This is a genomic window from Celeribacter naphthalenivorans (assembly GCF_020524585.1).
GTDB lineage: Bacteria > Pseudomonadota > Alphaproteobacteria > Rhodobacterales > Rhodobacteraceae > Celeribacter > Celeribacter naphthalenivorans.
On the sequence record NZ_JAIVLK010000001.1, the window covers coordinates 608,252 to 631,350 of the forward strand.

General features: G+C 60.8%; 19 protein-coding genes. 10 read left to right on the forward strand and 9 right to left on the reverse strand.

Features of this window, described 5'->3' with window-relative positions:
* Window positions 1-99: 99 nt before the first annotated feature.
* Window positions 100-1,800: a PQQ-dependent sugar dehydrogenase gene (locus LC094_RS02980; protein ID WP_226550126.1), complete on the reverse strand. Its 1,701-nt coding sequence runs from the start codon at window positions 1,798-1,800 to the stop codon at window positions 100-102.
* Between the two features lie 443 nt (window positions 1,801-2,243).
* On the opposite strand from LC094_RS02980, the gene LC094_RS02985 reads away from it, so the two are divergent.
* Window positions 2,244-3,461 carry a Gfo/Idh/MocA family protein gene (locus LC094_RS02985; RefSeq protein ID WP_226550128.1) on the forward strand — a complete coding sequence of 406 codons (1,218 nt, stop codon included), beginning with the start codon at window positions 2,244-2,246 and terminating at the stop codon, window positions 3,459-3,461.
* 27 nt (window positions 3,462-3,488) lie between these two features.
* On the opposite strand, the gene LC094_RS02990 is transcribed toward LC094_RS02985, so the two are convergent.
* From LC094_RS02990 to LC094_RS03005, 4 genes are read right to left on the reverse strand one after another with little or no spacing between them, the layout of a single operon-like run.
* Window positions 3,489-4,325, reverse strand: a complete 837-nt coding sequence (locus LC094_RS02990; RefSeq protein WP_226550130.1) for a sulfotransferase family protein — start codon at window positions 4,323-4,325, stop codon at window positions 3,489-3,491.
* A 46-nt stretch (window positions 4,326-4,371) separates the two neighbouring features.
* Window positions 4,372-5,550 carry a glycosyltransferase gene (locus LC094_RS02995; RefSeq protein WP_226550132.1) on the reverse strand — a complete coding sequence of 393 codons (1,179 nt, stop codon included), beginning with the start codon at window positions 5,548-5,550 and terminating at the stop codon, window positions 4,372-4,374.
* A 1-nt stretch (window position 5,551) separates the two neighbouring features.
* A complete protein-coding gene (locus LC094_RS03000) occupies window positions 5,552-6,550 on the reverse strand; it encodes a glycosyltransferase family 2 protein (RefSeq protein ID WP_226550134.1) in 999 nt (332 codons plus the stop codon).
* Window positions 6,544-7,758 (reverse strand): glycosyltransferase, encoded by a 1,215-nt coding sequence (locus tag LC094_RS03005; RefSeq protein WP_226550135.1) that lies wholly within the window; start codon window positions 7,756-7,758, stop codon window positions 6,544-6,546. The genes LC094_RS03000 and LC094_RS03005 overlap by 7 nt, the downstream gene beginning before the upstream one ends.
* A 158-nt stretch (window positions 7,759-7,916) precedes the next feature.
* On the opposite strand from LC094_RS03005, the gene LC094_RS03010 reads away from it, so the two are divergent.
* Complete coding sequence (locus LC094_RS03010; RefSeq protein ID WP_226550137.1) at window positions 7,917-9,398, forward strand: polysaccharide biosynthesis/export family protein; 1,482 nt, start codon at window positions 7,917-7,919, stop codon at window positions 9,396-9,398.
* A 10-nt stretch (window positions 9,399-9,408) separates the two neighbouring features.
* Here LC094_RS03010 and LC094_RS03015 read toward each other — a convergent pair whose 3' ends face one another.
* Entirely contained in the window at window positions 9,409-10,359 is a 951-nt protein-coding gene (locus tag LC094_RS03015; protein WP_226550139.1) for a glycosyltransferase family 2 protein, read from the reverse strand.
* A gap of 125 nt (window positions 10,360-10,484) precedes the next feature.
* Here LC094_RS03015 and LC094_RS03020 point away from each other — a divergent pair, with 125 nt between their 5' ends.
* The 5 genes from LC094_RS03020 (at window position 10,485) to LC094_RS03040 (ending at window position 15,901) form a co-directional block, all read left to right on the forward strand.
* Window positions 10,485-11,324 carry a family 16 glycosylhydrolase gene (locus LC094_RS03020; protein ID WP_226550142.1) on the forward strand — a complete coding sequence of 280 codons (840 nt, stop codon included), beginning with the start codon at window positions 10,485-10,487 and terminating at the stop codon, window positions 11,322-11,324.
* A 3-nt stretch (window positions 11,325-11,327) separates the two neighbouring features.
* Window positions 11,328-12,317, forward strand: coding sequence for a glycosyltransferase family 2 protein (locus LC094_RS03025; RefSeq protein ID WP_226550145.1), 990 nt, complete (start codon window positions 11,328-11,330; stop codon window positions 12,315-12,317).
* Window positions 12,318-12,360: 43 nt separating this feature from the next.
* Entirely contained in the window at window positions 12,361-13,560 is a 1,200-nt protein-coding gene (locus tag LC094_RS03030) for a Gfo/Idh/MocA family protein (protein ID WP_226550148.1), read from the forward strand.
* A gap of 374 nt (window positions 13,561-13,934) precedes the next feature.
* Window positions 13,935-14,900, forward strand: coding sequence for a glycosyltransferase (locus LC094_RS03035; RefSeq protein WP_226550150.1), 966 nt, complete (start codon window positions 13,935-13,937; stop codon window positions 14,898-14,900).
* The gene (locus LC094_RS03040) at window positions 14,897-15,901 is read left to right on the forward strand and encodes a glycosyltransferase (RefSeq protein ID WP_226550152.1); all 1,005 of its coding nucleotides are present in this window, start codon (window positions 14,897-14,899) and stop codon (window positions 15,899-15,901) included. Before LC094_RS03035 ends, LC094_RS03040 begins: the two co-directional genes overlap by 4 nt.
* Before the next feature lie 18 nt (window positions 15,902-15,919).
* Here the strand turns inward: LC094_RS03040 and LC094_RS03045 are convergent, their stop codons facing one another.
* The 3 genes from LC094_RS03045 to LC094_RS03055 form a co-directional block, all read right to left on the reverse strand.
* Window positions 15,920-16,933, reverse strand: a complete 1,014-nt coding sequence (locus LC094_RS03045; protein ID WP_226550153.1) for a sulfotransferase family protein — start codon at window positions 16,931-16,933, stop codon at window positions 15,920-15,922.
* Between the two features lie 35 nt (window positions 16,934-16,968).
* Window positions 16,969-18,456 (reverse strand): lipopolysaccharide biosynthesis protein, encoded by a 1,488-nt coding sequence (locus LC094_RS03050; RefSeq protein WP_226550154.1) that lies wholly within the window; start codon window positions 18,454-18,456, stop codon window positions 16,969-16,971.
* A 202-nt stretch (window positions 18,457-18,658) separates the two neighbouring features.
* Window positions 18,659-18,919, reverse strand: coding sequence for a hypothetical protein (locus LC094_RS03055; RefSeq protein ID WP_226550155.1), 261 nt, complete (start codon window positions 18,917-18,919; stop codon window positions 18,659-18,661).
* 865 nt (window positions 18,920-19,784) lie between these two features.
* Between LC094_RS03055 and LC094_RS03060 the strand changes: the two genes are divergently transcribed.
* The 3 genes from LC094_RS03060 (at window position 19,785) to LC094_RS03070 (ending at window position 23,082) form a co-directional block, all read left to right on the forward strand.
* On the forward strand, window positions 19,785-20,462 hold the full coding sequence (locus LC094_RS03060) for a sugar transferase (protein ID WP_226550158.1): 678 nt from the start codon (window positions 19,785-19,787) through the stop codon (window positions 20,460-20,462).
* Between the two features lie 212 nt (window positions 20,463-20,674).
* On the forward strand, window positions 20,675-22,456 hold the full coding sequence (locus tag LC094_RS03065; RefSeq protein WP_226550160.1) for a sensor histidine kinase: 1,782 nt from the start codon (window positions 20,675-20,677) through the stop codon (window positions 22,454-22,456).
* Window positions 22,453-23,082, forward strand: a complete 630-nt coding sequence (locus LC094_RS03070; RefSeq protein WP_226550162.1) for a response regulator transcription factor — start codon at window positions 22,453-22,455, stop codon at window positions 23,080-23,082. The genes LC094_RS03065 and LC094_RS03070 overlap by 4 nt, the downstream gene beginning before the upstream one ends.
* Window positions 23,083-23,099 lie beyond the last annotated feature (17 nt).

Below are 23,099 nucleotides of genomic sequence, written 5' to 3' on the forward strand. Positions count from 1 at the left end.
AGTTTTGCGAAACGCTTTATTCACCTCTCTTTTATGAAAAAGACCACCGCGCGGTGGTCTTTTGAGTCTCATAGTGGCCGCCTCAAACCCTGAGGCGTCTCACAGCTCACACAGGGCCTTCGAAATCGCCAGCGAGACATTCTCATTCTCGATGCCTTCCCAGCCCATGCTGGTGTCCGGCAACATGCCGAAGGGATCGGAGATATAGGCCTGAAGCGTCTGTTCAGTCCAGACCCCGCCCAGTTTGTCCAAGGCGCCGGAGTAGCCTTCGAAGGGGCTGTTGCCCGGCTCGCGGCTACAGATGTTATGCAGCGAGGGCCCCGCGCCATTGTCGACGCCTTCGAGCAGGCTATGGCATTGCAGACAGGCCGCCATGGTCCCATCCGCCGCCGCCAGCACATCGGCGTCCGCGGCGTAAGTCGTCAAAAGCTCGTCAAAGCGTGCCATCGGATCGGGGCCGGTGTCGGCGGTCAGGAATGACAGGCGGCGGTCGTCGGTGTAGAGCACGATGGTCTTGCCGCCGTGGATCGCGTCCATGTCACGGATGCGCATCTCGACGTTGATCGGCTCGACATAGATGCCCCGGCCATCCTCGACATGCACCCGGTGCACCGACCCGCTCAAAGCGCCAACAAGCACGTCTCCGTCCCAGGCGTAATGGAAATTCTGCACCGCCAGCGCCGAGGAGGGCGCAATCGAGGGCACAAAGGCGATCACCGGTTTGTCGTAGCCGTCATGATTGGCGTGGCGGTCGCCGTTGCCCGCAGGCTGGCGGTTGTATTTCGTGCCAAAACTCACCGCAGGGAAGCCGAAATTTGCGCCATCGAATACGAGGTTCAGCTCGTCACCGCCCTGCATCCCGTGATCGGAGACCCAGATACGCCCCTCTGCATCGACGCTCACGCCTTGCGGGTTGCGCAGGCCCTTGGCCACGGGCGTCTTGTCGCCACTCTCGATGTTGACCAAAAGGACTTTGCCATAATCCATGTCGTCCGACTGGCCGATGGCATGGGTGAAATCGCGCTCTGCAAAGCGGTCGGCGCGCTCATAGGCGCCGGAGGACCAGGCGATGCGCCCGTCGGGCATCCGGTCCATCCGACCGCCCGCTTCCAGGCCGAACATGCCCTTGCCGGTGGTGAACAGCTCAAGGCAGGGCTCGGTGCGCGCGATCACGATCCAATCATCGGCCTCGGCGCTCCATGTGGTCGGGTCCATGCCCTGAACGGCCAGACGTGCCATGGCGCTTCCAAAGCATTTCTGCTCCGGCAGCCATTCCGTGTAGGACAGCAAGAGATAGCCCGCGCCCTCTTGCGCACGGGCGTAGTAAAAGATGTCGTTAAATCGCATCCAGTTGAAGTTGATCTCGATCTGGCCCAATTCGCCCGCGTCCACTTGCGACTGAAGCGCCGCGCGGTGGTCATCGGGGGGCGCAACATTCAGCTCATGGACCACGGCGTCGGTGACCGAATACATCTTGCCGACACGGTCGGTGACCAGAACTGTGTCCTCACCGATGGTGCCAATGCCGCCCGCGAAATCCTTGGCCGAGGCGGGCAGGAAGATGGTCTCCTGCGACAGGATCGCCCGGTTGGTGACCAGTCGCTCGGGCTCGGGTTCTGCGCCCGCGTTGAAGTAGGAATTGTACATCCCGTTCAACTTGTAATGGATTTGCGCCGGAAAGCTGAACCGGTTCTGCATTTCCGTGTTGAGCGCATATCCCGCCCAAATCCCACCGCCGAACAGTCCGGCCAGACAGACAATGACCACAAGGGCCAGCGCCAAGATACGCTTTCGTGACATGTTTAATCCCCCGCCAAGATACTCATCACTCTACCACACCACAGGTACTCTGACTGTACGACGGATTGGTAACGAGGTGAACGCTCGTGAAATGCCGCCGGGGGTGCAGCGTGAGTCGCCCGCATCAGAGCCACACTCCTGTGACAATTTTGGGCGCTCCTTGAGCAAGTGGTCAAAAAGAAATCGCTTGGAGAAAGCCGTGAGCGCCAACAGTCCGTGCCGAAGGCGCGCGAGTCCTCGTGAAACTGGACGGAAAGGGGCGCTCTGCGTAGGCTTTTTCTGACGACAAGGGTCAAGACGCAAACAAGACGCAAGATCGTTACGATCACTGTGACATGTTGGGCCTAAGACATGTTGGACCTGTCGTCTGTCGATGCACCGGAGTGGGGCGCATCGATGGGGTTCAGAGTGAATAGAGTGAGTGTATCAGTGGGGGATTACATATGAATGTCGCGAGCAATCTGTCGGAGTCCGTCTCCGAAGCCTCGGTGGATGTCACTGCAAAGGCCGGGACAAAGGTGGGGGCCAAAACCGGCATCGCCTTTCTCGGCTGCGGCTATGTCGCGGATTTTTACCAACAGACCTATGCCAATCACAAAGACAGCCTGACGCTGCACGGCATCTGGGATCACGACGCGGCACGGCTTGAGAAATTCGCCGCGTTTTACAAGCTTGAGCACTACGCCAGTTTCGAAGAGATGCTTGCGGACCCGGAGGTCGAGATCATCGTGAACCTCACCAACCCGCACGCGCATTATGCGACGAGCAAACGCATTCTGGAGGCCGGGAAACACGTTTATTCCGAAAAACCTCTTGCGATGGAGATCGACCAAGCCCGCGAATTGGTGGCGCTGGCCGAGGAAAAAGGGCTTCAGATCGTCTCTGCGCCTTCATCCGTTCTGGGCCCGGCCGCGCAAAGGCTCTGGCAGGCGGTGCGCGAGCGCGAATTGGGCACGCCGCGTCTGGTCTATGCCGAGATCGACGACGGGATGATCCACAAGATGGGCTATGCGGGCTGGCTCAGCTCGTCGGGCACGCCTTGGCCCGCGAAGGATGAATTCTACACCGGCTGCACGCTGGAACATGCGGGGTACATGCTGACTTGGCTGGTGGCGATGTTCGGGCCGGTGACCGAGGTCCTCAGCATGGCGAGCCTCTGCATCCCGGACAAGGGCGGCGACACGCCCGAGGATTACACCACGGCGGATTTCTCCTGCGCGCTTTTGCGGTTCGAGGCGGGGGTGACCGCGCGTCTGACCAATTCGATCATCGCGCCGCATGATCATCGCTTGCGGATTTTCTGCGACGGGGGCGAGCTTTGCGCCCATGAGGTTTGGAACTTCCACACACATGTGGACGCCTATCCTCTGCCGCAAAACAAAATCCAGCGCGGGATGGAGAAATACCTGCACATGCGTTCCAAACGCAAACTGGCGGTGGCGAAGAACCCGGAGACGAAATTCGCCGAGGGCGGTCACCCGATGGATTTCGTGCGCGGCGTGGCCGATATGGCCGCCGCTCTGCGGGCGGGCCGTCCGGCGCGGCTCGGCGGGGCGTTCTCGCTGCATATCACTGAGGTGACGCTGGCGATTCAATATCCGGAGATTTACGGCACGCCCTATGTGCCGCAAAGCCGACCGGCGCCGATTGAGCCCGTGTGATATAATCTGCTGTGAGCGGGGGCGCCCCTACCGAAACTCGCTCTGAAACTCCGCCCATTTCGGCGCGAAATCCGCCTCCAAACGCGCCCGTGTCTTGGGGGGCAGTTCGGACGGCACTTTGAGCGGCTTGCGCAGCAGTTTTTTGCCCATGGCGATCACGCCCTTGGGCATCATCATGTTCAAGCGGTCGTAATATTTCCACCGTCGGAGCCGCGCCAAAAGTGCGCCGTCCATGCCTTGGTTCTCGCGTTTGTGCAGCGCCTGTTGTTCCGAGAGCGCCGCCAAGGCAGTCTCCGACGCATCGACATCCAGAAACTCAAGCACCTGCGCGTGGACCGCATCCTTGTCGGCCTTGTAGTCGTCCAGAAACAGCACCAAAATCTGATCGTCGGGGAAATGCTGGCGCAGGGTCTCGACCGTGGCGCCATAGTCGCTTGTGCCGACAATCTCCGGCCATTTGTCCAGAGCCTCATCGATGGGAACCACCTCGCGGGCGTTGGATAGCATCTGGACGTAATGGCTTTCGATCCGCTCAATCGGGTTGCGCACCATCATGATGAGTTTGGCATCGGGGATCGTGTCGGCGATCCGCTCCGCCGTGCGTTCGACACAATGGGACATCGCGTAATCCGGCGTGCCCTCCATCAAAAGCGCACCGTCCGGGGCGGGGTCGAACAGGCTTTTGTACCACTCCATGCCCCGCTTGGTGAACAGGTCGTTGAAGAAATGCGTTTCCTTCTTTGGATACATGTAGATGTCGGGGTGTCGCATCAAAGCACCGCAGAGCGTGGTGGTGCCGGATTTTGGGGTGCCGATCACGATGGCATGCGGAAGGTCGCGGGGAAGGTCGCATTTCTTGTCCATAGGTTGCATCTCCTAGGGGGTTAACTCCTGAACAGAGGATTGAGGATTAGGCATAGGTTTGGTCTTTCCGAGAGGCGTCACCACGATGAGCGACCAGCGCGCGCTGGGCCATCTCATGCATGACGGCGGGCGGTTCAACGAAGGTGTCGCGGGGCAGGGCGGCCAGCGACCGGCGCAGCTCCAGCATGGGGGAGGGATCGTTCAACAGGTGCTGGACCAGCGGGATAAAATGCGTTTCCACCGGATCGCCAACAATCAGCCCGATGCCATGATCATGCAGCCATTTGGCGGTCTCTGTGCCCTCGGGCGCAAAGGCCGGCACGCCGAAATAGCCGCCCTCATAGACCCGGTTGGGCAAAAGCCACAATGAGTTGAACCCCGCCTCATACCAATCCCCCGCCCAGACCAGATCGACCTCGCCGTAAATCTGGTTCAAATCCTCGGGCGCCTTATAGCGACCGTGATAGGTGATGTTGGGGAAGCCTTTGATTTCGCCTTCGAGATCGGGAATGACCGACAGCGCCGGATAGCCGCGCAGCACGATCTCGACCGCATGGGGGAAATGCCGGGCGAGGTCCTTGAGCAACTCCAGAGAGCGCCGACAGCGCAGATTGCCGAACCAGCCAAGTCTAAGCCGCCCCGGAATATGCGGCAGGGCATGTTCGGGGCGGGGCCCAAAAGCGTCGCCCTCGATCAGCCGGTTCTCGATCAGCATGTGCTGATACCGCCCCGGATAATAACGCCGGAAATGTTCCTCTTCGAAGCGCGGAGAGGACACGACGACAAGATCGCTGGCCTCCACCAGCCTCTTCTCGAACTGCCGAAACGCCTTCGCGGACAGAGCATCCCCCGCCAGCCGGTGGTGAATATCAAGGCATTCGTAGACCACCGGCACGGAAGATTTCATCAAGCGACGCACCCGCAAAGCGGTCGCCAGCATGTCGAGATTGCGGGCGTAGAACAGATCGGCGCGGTCCAAAGTGGCGCGCTGGGCGAGCGCGGTTTTGGCGCCGGTAAAGATGGATTTGACCCTATGCACATAGTCATTGTCGTGGGTTTCGCCCAGATCGACCCAGTCGAAGGGCACGGGCGTCGCCTCACCGCGTCGGGGCATGAAGCCCGTGACCTCAAAGCCCGCGCGCTGCATCGCAATGGCGCGGCGGCGCACGGCGGAATCCTTGGCGTTATGGCCGAAAAAGGCGATATGTTTGATCTCACCAGACATCTCAGCGCCCCGCCTTGCGCGCCTGAGCGAGGCCGACCAAAAAGCCAATCCCCCAAGACGTGTGCATCGCCGCCAGCGCGGGAAGCGCCACAAGGCCACACAGCGCCTGATGCTTTTGCGCCATGAGGATCGCAACCCCGCTCAGCAGCAGCAGGTAGAAAACCGGCCAGATCAGCCCCAAAAGGCTAAACGGCAGGATCAAAAGCGACAGCACCAGCAACAGCACATGCACCACAGGGATCATCTGACGCGGCGCGGGAATATCGCCATGTTTCATACAGTTGCGCGCCCGCCCGACACCGTATTTGTAATATTGCCGCCATAGCCCGCGCAGGCTGTCGCGCGGAGAATAACCGATGCGAATACTGGCATCGAGCCAGATCTTGCGCCGGGATGCGATGAGGCGGCGGTCGAACTCGGCGTCCTCATTGGCGATGAAGCTGGTGTCATAGCCCTCCATCGCGCGAAAGGCATCGAGGCGAAAGGCGGCGTGGTGGCCGTGCTCGACATAGCCCGATTTGACGCCGCCGCGATGCGGTGAGCCGCCCGCGCCCAGCTTGCTGTCGGCGACAAAGGCCAGACCGCGACGAAAACAATTCCCTTCCGCGACCGCATCCATCGGGATCACGATAGAGGCAATATCGGGTTGCCGGTCCAACTCGGCGCACAGGCGCGAGATGAAATCAGACGGGTAGGCGGCATGCGCGTCGCAGCGGATCGCAATGTCATAGCCGTCGAACTCCGGCGCCAAAAGCATGTTCATGGCATGGGCCTGGGTGCGTTTCGGGTTGTGTCGCAATTCGACATTGGGAAAGCGGGTGGTGAGGCCTTCGACGATCGCTCGCGTGCCGTCGGTGGAGCCGCCATCGGCCACGATCACGCGAGCCTGTCCCGCCACCGCGTCCTGCGCCAAAAGTTGCGTGAGAACGGCCTCAATGTGCTGCGCCTCATTGAGGGTCGGGATCAGCACGATGATGCGGTCGGGCGGGGTTTTTACCATGCGTAGGCCTCCAACGGCAGCCGGTCGCGTTCGCTCAAGGCCCGCCCCGTGGCGGTCGGGATCGACCAAGGCGGCAGGGCGGCCAAAAGGGCGGTGATCGCCAGCACCTCGGTGGGTTTTTTGCCCTTGATCGCCTCGCGCAGCCGCCAAACCGCCCCACGCGACAGCGCCCGAGCCAAGGATTTGCCCGCCGCCGCACGTTTCGAGATGTCGAGAATGCGCTTGCGCGTGGGGGGCTCAAACAGCTCCTGCGCGCCATGTTTGCCCGCCACGGCCCGGATCGCGATCCGGCATTCCTCGGGGCTTAAGGCCAATTCGGGACGGATCAGAACAGCCGCTTCGAAATCTTCGAGGGCCTGGTTCCAATCGCGCCGCCGGGCATAGACCGCGCCGCGCTGCAACAGGGCCGCGCGGGTGCAAAGTTCCGGCGTGTCGCATTCGAACATCGCCTCGTAGAGAGACAAAGGAATGCGGTCGCGCAGCCGTTCGAACACGACTTTGTCGGCGTTGCGCCACACATCGTCCGAGGATTTCGCCGCATGACGTTGCCAGGCGGGGCCGCGCTCGCCGTCGTGTTTGCGTTGCAAAAACACCGTGTCCTCGATCACCTCCGCCGGGTAGCGCGCCATCAGCCGCACCGTCATGTCGTAATCGATTGAGCGCGCCAGATCGACGGAGAAGGGCCCGACCTTGTCATAGCAGGCGTGGCGCACCAGCGTGGCGTTTTGAAAAAAGAAGATGTCTTCAAGCACATGACGCAGCGGGCTACCGGAGGTGAGGTTCGGCCAGTACCCCGCGTCGCTCAGCTCTTTTGTGCCACTTTCAGGCGCGGTGGAAAACCGAGTGTGCGCGCCTGCGGCCAAGCCAACTTCGGGCTTTTCATCCAGAATGGCGGCCAGTTTTTGTGTCGCATCCGGCAGTGCGATATCATCATCGTCACAAATCCAGATATAATCCCCCTGAGCCAGCTCCATGGCCTGATTCAATGCGGCGGACTTTCCGGCATTCTCTGCGCGCCGATAGTCGATCCTCGCGCCCTCATTGCGCAGATAGGGGGCTATGATGTCGGAAGTGTTGTCTGTTGAGCCGTCATCCCAGACGATGATCTGCGAGACTGCCCGTTTTTGCAGCAAAATCGCCTCGATCGCCTCGGCAAGAAGGGCCCCGCGATTAAAAGTTGGCACAAGCGCGGTAATTTGCGCAACCATAACAGTGTTCCCCCGTACAACATGGCCAGATGGTGTCTGGCTCTAGGTACTATGCTTAAAAGGTGACAAAGATGCATCTGCTTGCTCCTACGATAGATCGTCAGACGCACAGGGGGGCCGTTCCAACGGTGTCGTTGGGCATTTTCTGTGCGTTTTTGATGTCTTTGCCCGCAATAAAGCCGCTTTCGGCCCAATCCGTGGGCGTTTGGACGGCGGCACAAGAGGACGTGACGGGCGATATGGCCCTCTCGGAGGTGCCGAATCCTGCGGGTCTTTCGCTGGCGTCCTCCTTGCGTGAGGCTCAGAAAGGGTTTCTGGGCGTCGGCGATCAGGTCGCGCTCAGCATCGTCATTTGGGAAGACGCGGAGTTGGAATATCGCCAATGGGAACCGGTCTCCGGCATCTATACGGTCTCGGCGGAGGGCACGCTGACTCTGCCGCTGGTGGGCTCTCTCCCGGCGGTGAATGTGTCCCGCGAGGAACTGAGCCTTGAGATCGCCGGGATTTTGCAGAACCGCGCGCAGATGGTGGAAACCCCCGTCGTCACCCTCAACATCGCCGCCTATGCGCCATTTTTCGTGCTGGGCGATGTGGCGCGTCCCGGCGAATTCGAGGCCCGGCCCGACCGCACCGTCTATCAGGCCTTCGCCATGGCCGGCGGTGCGCCGCGTCTGGCGGGGGGGCTTGATAGCAATGTGCGCAGCCTGATGATCGACAGTGGCACGCTGTCGCAACTGCGCCGCGAGATCCTGCGCGCGGAGGTCTCCGCCGCCCGCTACCGCGCCATGCGCGACGACGCCGAGAGGATCACCTTGCCCGAAGACCTCACCCATCCCGACGGCGCCGCCGCGCTGCAACGGGTGATCGAGGGCGAGCAACAACAGCTGGACGCACGGCGCGAAGCCAAGGCGCTGGAGGTCGAAAACCTCGAGGGACTGAAAGAGTTGTTGAACACCGAGATCGCGAGCCTCGAAGAAAAGCTCGACGGGCTCTCGACCCAGATCGATCTGGCACAGGAGAACCTCGACAATATGCTGTCTCTGAAAGAAAGCGGGCTGGCGCGGTCGGTGCAAATCCGCGACGCGCAGGAATCGCTTTTTGACGTGGAAAGCCAGCAGATTGACATCGAAACCGCGATTTTTCGCGCCCGCCAACGGCATCAGGAGGCTGAACGCGATATTCTGGCGCTGCGCTCGCGCGACAAGGTCGAAGCCGCGCGCGAGCTTCAGGTCCTGCAAGGTGAGATCGAAGAGCTGCGTCTGCGCCGCGAAACCTACGGCGCGCTTGTGGAGGCGGCGGGGGGCGAATCCTCGACGCTGATGGATCAGGTCGCGACCTTTTATTTCCTGACCCGAAATGGCGATGCCGCAGGCGAAAAGCGCGTCGAGCCGGACACGTTGATCGGACGCGGCGACGTGCTGCGCATTGAACGCGTGGTGCTGGAAGGCGACGATCTGCCGGAGGTTCTGTCTGAGGCCGCGCCTACGATCCGCTCGGAGGTGCAGGAAGAGGTTCAGCCTGAGGTTCAGCCCGAAACACAGGTCGTGACACAGCCCGAAACACAGGTCGTGACATCAGAGCATGATGTGAGCCTCAAAGGGCCGGGCGAGGGCATCAGGCCGCTGTTGCGGCAGGAATAATTGACCCGACTTATCCGCCCGGCAGCCGTTTTCGAACGGCTTCCGAGAGTTTCGTCATCACCAGTTTGCGCGCTCTGGGGTTCGTGGCGCAGAGCTTTCCGGCGGCGATAATCTGGCGGTTTTTCAACTGGGTCATCACCACCTCCGCCGCCATCAGCGTCTCAAGATGCGTGCGGCGGATGTCGATCATCTGGGCCAGACGCTCCGTGCGGGTCTCGGCGCCGGGCGCCAGAACCTTGGCCGCAAACTCCGCGTCGGCGGCCAAAAGCGCCTCGATATATTTCGGCGGCACGGTGGCGGAGAGCGACCCTTCGGCCTGTTGATAGAGGTAGTCCGGCTCGGGCGCGATGATCACCTTGGCGCCTTCGGCAATCGCGGCGGCGATGATGTGATAGTCCTCACTGTTGCGCAGCGCCGGGTCATACCGTAGCCCGGTTTCCATAAGATATTCGCGCCGGAACATCGGTTTGAGATAGCCCAGACATTTCTCGCCCGCCGTCATCTGGTTGCCGGAAAGGTAATCTTCGAGCGTCAGATGATGCAGCGGGTCCACCTCGGAAGGCGTCAAAAACACGCCGCCATTCACCGGCGCGCCGTGGATGTCGACACGGGTGAAATTGCCCAAGACAATATCCGCATCCGCCGCCACCGCATGTCCCAGCATTGTGGACAAACGCCCCGGCACCATGTCGTCGTCGGCGTCTAAAACGGCGATCCAGTCGCCGGTCGCCGCCTCGATCGCCCGGTTGCGCGCCACGGAGGGGCCGCCGTTTTGTGGCATTTGGATATATCGAACATCCGGGAAATCCCGCATGATTTGAGGGGTTTCGTCCGAGGACGCATCGTCGACGACAAGGATTTCCGGCGTCAAACCGGATTGTTCCCGCGCAGATGCTATAGACTTGGGCAAAAAACGCGCTGCGTTATATGCCGCGATCATTATTGTGGTCTGCAGGTTCATGAACGCTTCCCTGCCTGAACAGCTGTGTTAACCTCTTACTTGTGTGTTCATTGTTAGGGTTCCCCCGTATGTCAGACAATCTGTACTTTCATTCTGACCGTAAAATCTTGCGCTCCTGCCTTATAATGTCGCTTTTCGCAGGCGCCGCATTGGTGTCGCAAAGCGCAGCGGCGCAGGAGGCGCCCGAATTGCAGGGGGAGCTTCCTCCGATCAGCGGATTCTTTCAGCTGTTTGAGACCGAGGCCGATCTCGGGGGATTCTATCAGTCGGATTTCGATTTCGGTGGCGACACCATGGTCACCGGCTATCGCCGCGACCGGATCGCCTATGACGCCGAGGCCAAGGAAGTCATCCTGAGCCTCTCGCCCGCGCCCGAAGGGTCGGAGAAAGCCTTTTGGGGCGCCGAGCTTCAGCGCGACGGCGGGCATGGCTATGGCGACTATGAGGTGGTGATGCAGCCCGCCAAAGCCGATGGCGTGGTCTCGTCGTTCTTCACCTATACCGGCGGCACATTCGGCGATCCGCACCACGAGATCGACATCGAATTTCTGGGCAAGGACACGACGGGGCTCTATGCCAATATTTTCGTCGATGGCGAACAAATGCCGGGGCGGCATATTCCGCTGGGCTTTGACGCCTCCGAGGGCATGCATCTGTACCGCTTTGAGTGGCGGCCCGAGGGCGTGCGCTGGTTTGCGGATGGCAAAGAGATTTTCTATGCCGCCGCGTCCGAGACCGCGATGCCCCTGTTTCGCGGCAAGCTTTTCGCCAATATCTGGGCGGTGACCGGCCCGCAGGAGCCCTGGGCCGGGGTCGTCGATCCCACAACCGATGTTCAGGCGCGCTATGGCTGCATGTCCTATGTGCCTTTAGGGCGGGGCGGGTTGCAATGTCAGGACTTCGGGCCCTGGACGACGGAGGCGAGCGCGCCGGAGACGGCCTCCGAGGGGCACGAGGAGGGCTGACCCGTGGTCGAGACAGTGCAGGTCGAGACAGTGCAGATCGACGTCTCCGTCATTGTGGCCGCCTATAAATGTGTCGCGACGCTGGAACGTGCGGTGCACTCCTGTCTCGATCAGCCCGGTGTTGCGGTCGAGGTGATCATCGTCGATGATGCCTCGCCGGATGACACGCTGGATTTGGCGCGACAATTGGCGGAGGCGCATGACACTGTGATCGCCCTGACCACTGGCGTGAACAAAGGCCCCTCGGGCGCGCGGAACATGGCGCTGGAGATTGCAAAAGGCACCTATGTCACCGTGCTCGACAGCGACGATTTCATGGAGCCGGGGCGTCTGGCGCGGATGTTGGCGCAGGCCCGTGTGTTGCAGGCCACCATTCTGGCCGACGATCTCTATAAGGTGATGGAGGGCGACGAAGAGGGCCCGCGCACGCGCTTGTTGGATCTCCCGAAACCCGGTTCGGATTGTTTTGCTGTCGATTTGGCGGAATTCACGCGCGGCAATATGACGACCTACAATGGCGCGCGTGGCGAGATGGGGTTTCTCAAGCCTTTGATTTTGCGTGGATTCCTTGAGGAGCATGGCCTGCGCTACCACGAGGACATGCGGCTGGGCGAGGATTTCGCGCTTTATGCCGAGGCGCTCGCGGCAGGGGCTGCGTTTCAGATCGTGCCGCCCGCCGGATATTTCGCCGTGGTGCGCCCGGACTCGTTGAGCGGCTCGCATGGCGCCAAGGATCTGGGCGCTCTGGCACGTCGGATCAAGGCCCTGCGCGATGCGGCGACCGGACCGGCGCGCGACGCGCTTCAGGCGCTCTGGATTGATACGATGAAACGCTACAACTGGGTGCGGTTGATCGATGCGGTCAAGGCACGTGATCTGGCCGAGATCGCAGCCTGTTTCAAAGCGCCCCCAAGCGTTTCAGTTCATTTGATAAACTGTCTTGGTGAACAATTTGTTTTGCGCACCGGTAGATTACTTGGTCGGAGTACCTAAATAAATTTGTGGGTTGGTGGTGAAGTGATGGAGGTTCTGCGTGGTGAGCGCTGAAATTCGATGGGGTATCGTGGGCGCGGGCATGATCGCGCGGCGTTTCGTGACGGATATTGCCTTGTGCCGCGACAGCCGTCTGGCGGGCATCGCCTCGCGCGCTTTGGATCGCGCCGAAGCGCTAAGGGATTTCGCCGGTGTCGCGCCTGAGGCGTGCCTCTGTTTTCAGGGCTACGACGACATGCTGGCCTCGCCCGAGATCGACGCGATCTACATTGCGCTGCCCACCGCCCTGCATGCCGAGGCCACATTGGCGGCAATTGCCCATGGCAAACCGGTGCTCTGTGAAAAGCCGCTGGCGATGAACGCAAGCCAGGTCGACGCCATCGCCAAAGCCGCGAAAGAGGCGGGCGTGCCGGTGATGGAGGCGGTCTGGACGCGTACCCTGCCGAATGTGCTCGAACTGCGTCGTCGTCTCGATGCGGGCGAGATCGGCATGCCTTTGCACCTGAATGCCACGCTGGGATTTCCGGTCGACGACAGCCCCCACAAAAGCGTCGCCGAGCCGTCTCTGGGCGGCGGCGTGATCCGCGATTTGGGGGTCTATCCTATTTCTCTGGCTCAGTTTTTCTTGGGCGATTTGAGCTATTGCGCCTCCGAGGTCCGCTATTCCGCGCGCGGCACGGATCGCGATATGTCGGCGGTGCTGCGCGGCGGCGCGCAGGGGAGCTGTCTTGTGACCCTCTCGGCCTCGCACAGCGGGCAATTGCCCAACCGGTTGGAGATCACCGGCACCAAGGGGCGGTTGTCTTTGGATGCGCCGTTCCTTTGTGGGCTGGGCGGTCGGATCACGCATTTTCCGGAGGTGAAGGAAAGCGCGGAGGCGCCGGTCACGGCAGAGCCCGCGACCAGCACGCCGAGCCCCGCGCCGCCCCGCACACGCGGCCTCAAGGACAAGCTGAAGCAATCCTCTGTGGGACGTGTGCTGCGCCGGTTTTTCCTTGACCGCCTGCGTCTCGATGGCACACAGATCGGCTCGGTCTATGAAGGCTCGGGCCTGCAATTCCAGATCGACGAATTCTCCCGCATGCTGCACCGGGGTGAGAGGGAATGTCAGCTGATGCGCCTGTCGGACAGCCTCGCGGCGGCGCAGCTTTTGGACCGGATTTCGGAGGGGAAAACGCTGGGCTCCCTCCACGGGCTCAATGGCGCACAGGCCCCGACGCTTACGGCCATGCCCTCCGAATAAGTCCTCCGAATAAGCCCTCGCATGTCCCACAGAGACTTGGCCGTGTGTGGTTTAACTGTGGTATTTTTGCGTTTTGTGACGTGCGTTTGGTCGCGGATTGGTCGGGCGAGGCCGGTTTGCGCCCAATTTATGTGCTTTGAGAGGCCTGCAGAGAGCCGGTTTCGATCTCCGTTAGGGTGGGGCTCAAAACTGTCGTATCTTTGAGATTGAAGCGCGTTAGACTTCTCGAAAGCGAAGTCGAGACGGATTTCGTCATGTGTTTCAGTGTTGCGTTCGGGCATGCCGGGCCTGTCGCAACCGCGTTGTGGTGTTTCCGGCAAGGGGGCTAAGCGTTTCGAAAGCGGCCAAAGCCGCTCCGGAATGCAGTGTGGGTGATGAATAAAGAGACTTTCAAATATGCACGCGGAAGCACGGCGGCGGACAGTTGTCTGATCTCCATTGGCATTTGCACCTTTCGGCGTCCCGAACTGTTCGAAACCCTGACCTCGATCGGCAATCAGATCGTGCCGGATGGCTACACCATCGAGGTGATCGTCGCCGACAATGACGATGTCGCAGAGCTGGGCCCGAAAATCGCGGTCGCGGCGCAGGACACCGGCCTCAACATTCGCTATCGTCCGGCACCGGCGCGCAATATTGCGATTGCCCGCAACGCCTGTCTGGACGCCGCCGAGGGCGAGGCGTTGATTTTCATCGACGATGACGAAACCGCGGATCCCGGCTGGCTGGAGAACATGCTCCGCTCTTGGCGACGCTCGGGCGCCAGTGTCATTTTCGGGCCGTCCTATGCGATCTACCCGGAGGAAACGCCGGAATGGATGGTCGAGAACGACGTGCATTCCAACATTCCGCTGGACCGCGACGGGGTGGTGGAGACGGGCTACAGCTGCAATGTTTTGCTGGACCTGCGCAACGCCCGCGTGCGCGAGGCGCGGTTCGACGAGGCCTATGGGCGCACCGGTGGCGAGGATACGGATTTCTTTTTCCGCCTGCATCGGCGCGGCGTCGATATGAACATCACATTGGACGCCAAGGTGCGTGAACCCGTGGCCGAGAAACGCATGTCGAAGGACTGGGTGATGCAGCGCCGGTTCAGTACCGGGCAGGCCTATGGTCATTGTCTGACCTCTGCGGGGCGCAACGCGCCCTTGGCGGAGCGGCTGGGACTGGTGCTGCGTGCCGGCGCCAAGAGCGCCTATTGCAGGCTCAGGGCCGGGCTGACGATGTACCGCGAAAGCACCTATCGGTTCTGGATGATGCGCAGCATGTTCCACGCCGGAGTGGCGCGCGGGGCCTGTGTGCCGCCGCAAACCCATCATTATGGGGGAGACGAGGCATGAGCCGCAAAACCGCCCCGAAAACCATTGCGCTGTTTTATGATGGCTATGAGACGCAGGCCAACGATGCCCCCTTTGGCCGCACCCGCTCGCATATTCGAAGCACCCTGCGACAGGCCTATCGCCGTGCCAAGAACCTGCAACCCTACACCGGGTTCTACACCGCTTTTCTCAATCTGAAACGCAGTCTCGAGGCCAGTGGCGTCACCATCCGGCTCAATGATTTTGCCTATGCCCGCGCCAATCCGACCATGCCCGTCGGGCTGACCGGATTTCGCTCGGTCTATGACAAGGTGCGCCTGCCAAATCCGGCGATGTTCGGTCCCGGCGAGGTGCCGGACCCCGACGATGCGCTCCGCGTGGTCAAGAATTGCAACCTCAAGATCGTGACCCAACCCTCTGAATGGTATTGTCAAATCTGGCGGCCGGTTCTGGGCAGTCGGGTCAAACCGATGTTCGTCGGGCTTGACACCGAAAACTGGCCCGATCTCTCGGGGCAGGACAAGGACATCGATGTGCTGATCTACGACAAGATCCGTTGGCACTACGATGAGCGCAAGGACGACCTGTTGGACCCGCTGATCGCGCATCTCGAGGCGCGTGGCTTGAGCTATCACATCCTGCGCTACGGGTTTCACCATCTGGGACAGTTCCGCGGCGCGCTGGCGCGGGCGCGCTCGATGGCGTTCTTGTGCGAACATGAAACTCAGGGGCTGGCCTATCAGGAGGCGATGTGCTCCGGCGTGCCGATTTTTGCTTGGGACGAGGGGCATCTCGTCGGTCCGCACGATCTGTCGATTGCGCCGCCGGGGCTTCAGGTCTCCTCTGTGCCCTATTTCGACGAGCGCTGCGGTGTGCGGTTCAAACAGCCGGAGCTGGTCGAGGCCTTTGATCGGTTCTGGGAAAACCACGCGGGCTATGCGCCGCGGGATTATGTCTGTGAGAACCTGTCACTGGCGGCGGGGGCCAAACGCTATCTGGAGCTGTTCCAGACGCTGGGCTGATGCCCCTCACTCTGTCCCTTACTGCGCGGCCATGCTCTTGTCTTTGTCGTCCGTTGCCGGTGCCGTCGCGGGCGACCAGGACGACCAGACCTTCGACAAATCCCGCCCCAAAAGCGCGTCCAGCCCGGCATTGCGATCCGACAAAAGGCGCGACAGATAGCGCGCGGTCTCGGGTTTCATTTCGGGCGGGCGGTCGGCGGTGAGCAAAAGCGGATTCACCTTGTGGAAGTAGAATTGATAGATGCGGTTGGCGAGCTTCTCACGCAGGCCGGTATCGCGCCGCATATGCCCCATATAGCGCAACCGCGACACCCGCCGCCCGACCAGGGCGTTGACCCACTGCATGAGCTTCGGCTTGCCGGGGTAACTCGTCTTGTTGAACCACAACTCATAGCCCTCAAGCGAAAAGGGCGCGACGCCGATGAATTTCGCGATGCCGTCCATCACCGCCTGGCGGTCGTTCTTGAAGTCCTCCAAAAGCACGATATGCACCCTGTCGCGGCCCAACACGTCGATCCATTGCTGCAAATGCGGCGCATAGGTCGAACCCGCCACGATCTGGGGCAGGGCGGTCAAGGCGCCCTCGAATGACGTGGTGACCCGCATCATCTTCATCGCGTGCCAATATTCGGAATAGGCGCGTTTCACCGGATCGCGGAGCATGAAAATCACCTTCGCCTCCGGCAGCCGCTGTTTCACGCGATGCGCCACCATCGGCGAAAACAGGTAGCGCGTGCTGTCCTCGCCCAAGAGAGCCATATCGCCCAAAGCCGCATATTTCGCCCGATACCAGTCGCGCGTCTCGGCGTTGTCGGGCGAGGGATCGCGGTAATCGAGCCGCCCGCCGCGTTCGAAAAACAGATCGGGCCAGTTGAACGGATCGTCGGCGTCAAAGTAGTTCACCTCATCCGTGGGAAAGGCGATCTCCGGGTGTTGATCGAGGATGAAGTGCAAAGAGGTGGTGCCGCATTTCGGTGCGCCCCCGATGATGAAATCGGGCTGGGGCGGGCGTTTCATCTCGGGGCTGGTCATCTTTACACGTCACTCTCTAAAAAAGGCCGGAGACTTTAGGGGCCAACGGCGGGGGTTACGGGAGGCAGCACCTGCGGCGTATGGCGAAACACCGCGAGGGCGGATTTGGATTTCTGGCGGTCGATCACGGCGGTCAAGGCGATGCCCAGCACGCCAAAGGCCGCAGCGATCATGAAATAGGCCACATTCGGCAGGTCGGTCAGGTGTTCGATCCAAAGATAGGTGACCGCCACGACGAGTGCCACGAGGCTCGATGGGATCAACTGGGCGAGACAGCCTTTGAGCGTGATCGGCACAAGGCGGGCGCCAAGTTGCCAGTTGCGCGGCACCATGATGAGGGACCAGAGTGTAAAGCTCAGCGCCACCGCTTCGAGGCTGAATTGCAGCGCGACGAGCACCATGACGATGCGCAGGATCACGCCTTCGATCGAGGTGCGCAGCAAAAGATCGGTGCGCGACACGGCGCGAAACAGCGCCTGCATGAAAAAGATCGCGATGGCCTCGAGCACCAGCCCGCCGATGGTCAGCGCAAAGAGCATCGCCACCGGCGCCCATTCCGGCGACAAGAGCACGGAGAACACCGGACGGCCCGCCACCGCGACCATGGTCATCGAGGGGATCAGGAGCACCGACAAAAGCCGCATCCCGGCATAATAGATGTCGCGCAGCTTTTCGGGCGACTTTTGCGCCTTTGACATGCGGACATAGATGACCGAGGACATCGGCCCCGCGAGACCGAATTGCGGCAGGCGGTTGAAGCGCTGCGCCATGGCGAAATAGCCGAGGGGGATCTGACCCAAGACGCGGGAGATCATCATGATCGGCAATTGCTGGCGGATCACGGTGAGAAAGGCGGAGGCCAGCGTGTCGCGCGCGTAGATCAAATGCGGACGCAACCCTTGGGTCGAAAAGGCAAAGCTCGGGCGGAAATGAGAGAGCATGAAAATGCCCACCATGCGCACTGCGGCCAGCATGACCTGTTGACCGACCAAGGCCCAGACCCCGATGCCGGCAAAGGCGCCCGCCACAGCAAAGACGATGCCCGCCACGGTGGCGATCACCTGCACCTTGGCGATGCCGCTGTAATTCTCGCGCCGCTCGATCTCGGCATTGGGGGCGGCGGTGAGCGCGTAAAACATCGGGATGACCGACATGACGAGCAGAAGCGGCACAAGCCGGTCGCTGTCGAAATAATGCGCGGCCAAGGGCGAGAGCCCGGCGACAAAGACCATACAGGCCACGCCCGCGCCGATCATCAGCCAGTTGACGGAGGACCATTCCACCTCATCGGCATCTTCGCGCCGGATCAGGGATCGCCCCATGCCGCCATCGCTGAGCGTATTGGCAAAGATCACCAGCGTCATGGCGAGGCCCATGAGGCCGAAATCCTCGACCGTCAGCTGGCGTGCGAGAATGGGAAGGACGAGAATTTGCGAGATCGCGACAAAGCTGCGCGCCGAGATCAGGGACCCAACGCTGATGATGAAGCTCTTGAGCCCCGGTGTTTCCACTGAACCGTTCACTTGCCGTCTCTTCCACATAACACCGCGCGACTACGAGGGCCGGAGCGCGCGGGACACCTTCAGAGTGTTCTATATTTGCACGAGACCAACAATAAAAAATGGCCTCAACAGTCCATATGACTGCGAAGCATGACATTCTTACGGCGTCTGGAAAAACAGCTTATTCGATTTGCGACTGAGGAAGAATTGAGCGCAACGCGGATCAGTTGCGGTTGGCGAGGTAGCTCCCCAACAAGAAGACCACGATCAACACCGCACCGATCGCGCCATAGATCGGAATGGCCCACAGAAGAGAGATGTCGAAGGACAGGAACAGGAGACCCGTGAAGATCAGCGCAAAGGGCAGGGCGAGAAGCGCGGCACCCTTGGCGGATGTCGTCGTTTTTGCGCCTTCCGGATTCTGTTGAGCTGCGCGTTCGGTCTTGTCGGTTGAAAATTCAACTTTGGCCGTTTTGGACTTCACGAAATATTCCTTGTTATCGTACTCGCACTAAAGTGGGTCAGTATTCATTGCTGTGGGGCTGACATCACATTGATCACTTTGTCCCGTCTCTTGTCACATGTTAGCGCAACAGATCAGGAAAAACACTCGGTACTAAACACATTGGTATTCATGCCATAGATCGGCTGCGAGGCCCAGACTATTCGCGATAAAGTTGTGCGATGCGCCGATTTTCGCCTTGGCTCTCTCATTTTGCATGTATTGGCTTAGTTTGGGCCGAATTTGCGCGGTTTTGCACGATGTGAGGGACGGTTTTGCCCGAGGTGTGAGGGGCCGTTTTTTGCCGATGAGGTCTCATTTGACCCAACGTCATTCTGTCGAGGGGGGTATCTGGGCGCAGTCATGGCCGAGGATTGATTCGCCGCAGTGCACACAGGCCTGCGAAAAAGGTCAGGGTTCACTTACCCATAGGTTGAGTGGGTTTCCGCGTCAGATTTATAAACGGTCTATTTTTTTGTCAGAAGAGGCTCTTTTTTGCGAGTTTTCGCCGATGCCAAGGAACGGCAAAAGGTTTTTTTCTGCAGGTGCGAAGGCGTCGGCGTTCGTTAAAATATTGTTAAATAAAGGTTAAAGATTGGTTAATGAGCGGGTGTCCCCGATTTCAAGCCAAAAATTGTTTTCTAGGCGATCAAATCCAATGAATTTAGCATGAAAGACATAAAAGTGGTGCATGTTGCGTCGGGCAGGCGCGTTTAGCGCAAATAGCACGAAAAGCCCCATGAGGTTTTCGAGACACAGGTGAAGGGGGGGCCCTTCTTGAAAGAGTTAACGCATTTGTGCGGGTGAGCGCACGTGCCCTTATGAGCTTATGAAGTGGATTGTTAAAATGTCGCAGATGGAACAGCAGGATTCCACCACACTCCCGCGTAACCAGTACTACTACAACATCGTGCCGATCTATGCAGGGGCCATGAAACGGGTCTTTGACATCGTTTTGTCGCTCTTGCTGCTTCCGATGATCGCGCCGCTCGTCCTTTTACTTTGCCTCATGGTGTGCCGTGACGGCGGCTCCGGCTTCTTCGGACATGCCCGGGTGGGCAAGGGGGGGAAAACCTTTAAATGTTGGAAAATCCGCACCATGGTGATGGACTCCCAAGAACGCCTTGAGGCGCTGTTGAAATCCGATCCCGTGGCGCGCGCCGAATGGGAACAGGATCGCAAGCTGCGCAACGACCCGCGGGTCACGCCGCTGGGCAATTTCCTGCGCAAATCCAGCCTCGATGAGCTGCCGCAGCTCTGGAATGTGCTCAAGGGCGAGATGAGCCTGATCGGCCCGCGCCCGGTGACGGAGCCTGAGCTGGTGATGTATGGCAAGGACGCCGCCATCTACGAAGCACTCCGCCCTGGTGTGACGGGCCTCTGGCAGGTGTCGGGCCGCAACGACGTGTCCTACAAAGAGCGTGTCGAGTTGGACGTGCGCTACCACAACAAGATGTCATTCATGCTGGACATGGAAATCCTGTTCCGCACGGCGAAATCGGTGGTGTCCCGCACCGGGTGCTGACGCAGGCCGAGGGGGACCTTATTTCAGCCTTAAAACATCCGGTCATGGGGCACCCCTTGGCCGGATGTGCGTATTGAGAGACCGCCACATCCGCTGGCTTGGCGACATATCGTCTCGCCGACTGGACCCGCGCGTCAGAATGGTGTTGGCTTCGCCCTGAGAGGCCGTCAGAGGGGAACTCGGGCGGGAGTGACAAAGGGCGCGAAACTGACATGAGATTTCCATGGGCTTGCATTGCCGTCACGCTCTCTGGCCTCTCTCTGGCGTCGCCACTTGCGGCCCAAGACACCCTGCGCATCGGCGTGCTGAGCTACCGCGCCGCCGAACATTCTTTCGACCATTGGAAGGCCACCGAACGCGCGCTGAATGCCGCTTTGCCGGACCATCGCTTCCAACTTGAGCCGCTCGACCTCACGGCCCTCGATCGGGCTTTGGCGGAGGAGGCGGTGGATTTCGTGATCACCAATCCGGGCCATTACGCGACGCTTGAATATGACCACCACATCAGTCGGATCGCCACGGCAGAAGGCGATTGGCCGGTGGCCTCGACGCTGGTCTCGACCGGCGGTGTGGACACGCTGACACAGCTTGCGGGCCATCGCCTTGCGGTGGTCTCGCCCGAGGCTTTCGGCGGCTCTCAACTGGTCCGCGCCTTGATGCAGGACAACGATGCCCGCCTTCCGGGGCAGGTCGAGCTTTTGGTCACGGGCTATCCGATGCAACAGGTGGCTGAAGCGGTGCTGGACGGGCGCGCCGAGGCGGCGGTGCTGCGCGCCTGTCTGCTCGAAGACCTCAAAGCAGAAGACCCCGCACGGTTTGCCACGCTCCAGCCCTTTGCTCTCAACGCGGAGGCCACCGAAGCCACCGGCTGCGCCACCTCCAGCGCGGTCTATCCCGGCTGGCCCTTTGCCAAGGCGCAACACACCTCACCCGAGCTGGCCAAAGCGGTCGCCATCGCTCTGATGCAGATGACTGAGGGCAATCTCTGGACCGTGCCTTTGGATTACCAGCCGGTGCACGACCTGCTGCGCAAGCTCCAGATCGGGCCCTACGCGCGCACGGGGCCTGTGTCCCTGCGCGAATTCATCGCCGACTACCGCGAATGGCTGATCGTGCTGGCCGCTGCGCTCGCCTTCTGGGCGCTCTATTCGGTGCGGATTGAAACGCTGGTGCGCCGCCGGACCCGGGCGCTCGACACGGCGAATGCCCAGCTCAAACAGGAAATGATCGACCGCCAGCGCGCCGAGGCCGCCGATCGGCAGCACCGACGCGAGTTGGAACATGTGGCGCGGCTGTCAATCTTGGGCGAAATGGCCAGCTCCATCGCGCATGAGCTGAACCAGCCGCTGAGCGCGATCTCGAACTATGCCCAGGGCTGCCTGCTGCGCATAGAGGCCGGGCGGTTTTCCGAAGAGGACATGGTGACGGCCTCACAGGAAATGGCGGGGCAGGCGGATCGCGCTGCCACCGTGGTGAAACGCATCCGCGCCTTTGTGCGCAAACGCGAAAGCCAGATGGCGCCCACTGACATTCAGGCGCTGATCGAAGAAAGCGCAGCACTCTATGCCGCCCCTGCCAATCGCGCGGGCGTCACCGTCGGGGTGCATGTGGCGTTTGCCCTGCCCACGGTCATGGCCGATCGGGTGCAATTACAACAGGTGCTGTTGAACCTCGTGCAAAACGCCATCGACGCCATGGGCGACACGGACCCGGAGGCGCGCAGTCTGGACATCCGCGCCGCGCGCTATGACGATCTGAGCCGGGGGCCGGGGCTGTGTCTTTCGGTGCGTGATCATGGCATGGGCATGACGGCGGAGGCGATGGACCATTTCGCGGAGGCCTTTTATACCACGAAACCGGAAGGCATCGGGTTGGGGCTCGCGCTGTCGCGCTCCATCGTTGAGGCCCATGGCGGCTGGATGCGCGCCGAAGCCCCGGAACAGGGTCCCGGTCTGAGGGTGCTGATCTGGTTGCCAATTAAGGAAGAAACATGAGCGAAACCGGCCTGATCCATATCGTCGATGACGACCGCGCGGTGCGCGACGGGCTTGGGTTTCTCTTGGGCTCTCTGGGCCTTGAGATCGCCACCCACGCGTCGGCTTTGGCCTTTCTCGATGCGCTCGATGTGGCGGCTCCTGTGGCTCCTGTGGGCTGTATCCTCGCCGATGTGCGGATGCCGGGGATGTCGGGGCTTGAGCTGTTGGACGAGCTGCAAAAGCGCGACTGCCCTTTGCCCGTCATCATGATCACCGGCCACGGCGATGTCCCGATGGCCGTGAAGGCGATGCGGGCGGGGGCCTTGGATTTCTTTGAAAAGCCGGTGCAGGGCATGGCGCTGATCGACCGCATCAAGGAAGCGCTGGAACTCAGTCGCACCCGTGCCGAGGCGGCCGGAGACCGCGCGGAAATCACCACCAAGATCGACAGCCTGACTGCGCGCGAGGCCGAAGTGGCCCGCGCCGTCGTGCGCGGATTGCAGAACAAACAGATCGCGGCGGAGCTGGGCATCAGCCCGAAAACCGTGGAAATTCACCGCCATAACGCCATGGCTAAACTCGCCGCCACCAGCACGGCGGACATGGTGCGGCGGCTTGTCGCGGCGGGATGGGGCGAAACCTAGGGGAAAACCCCTAAGCC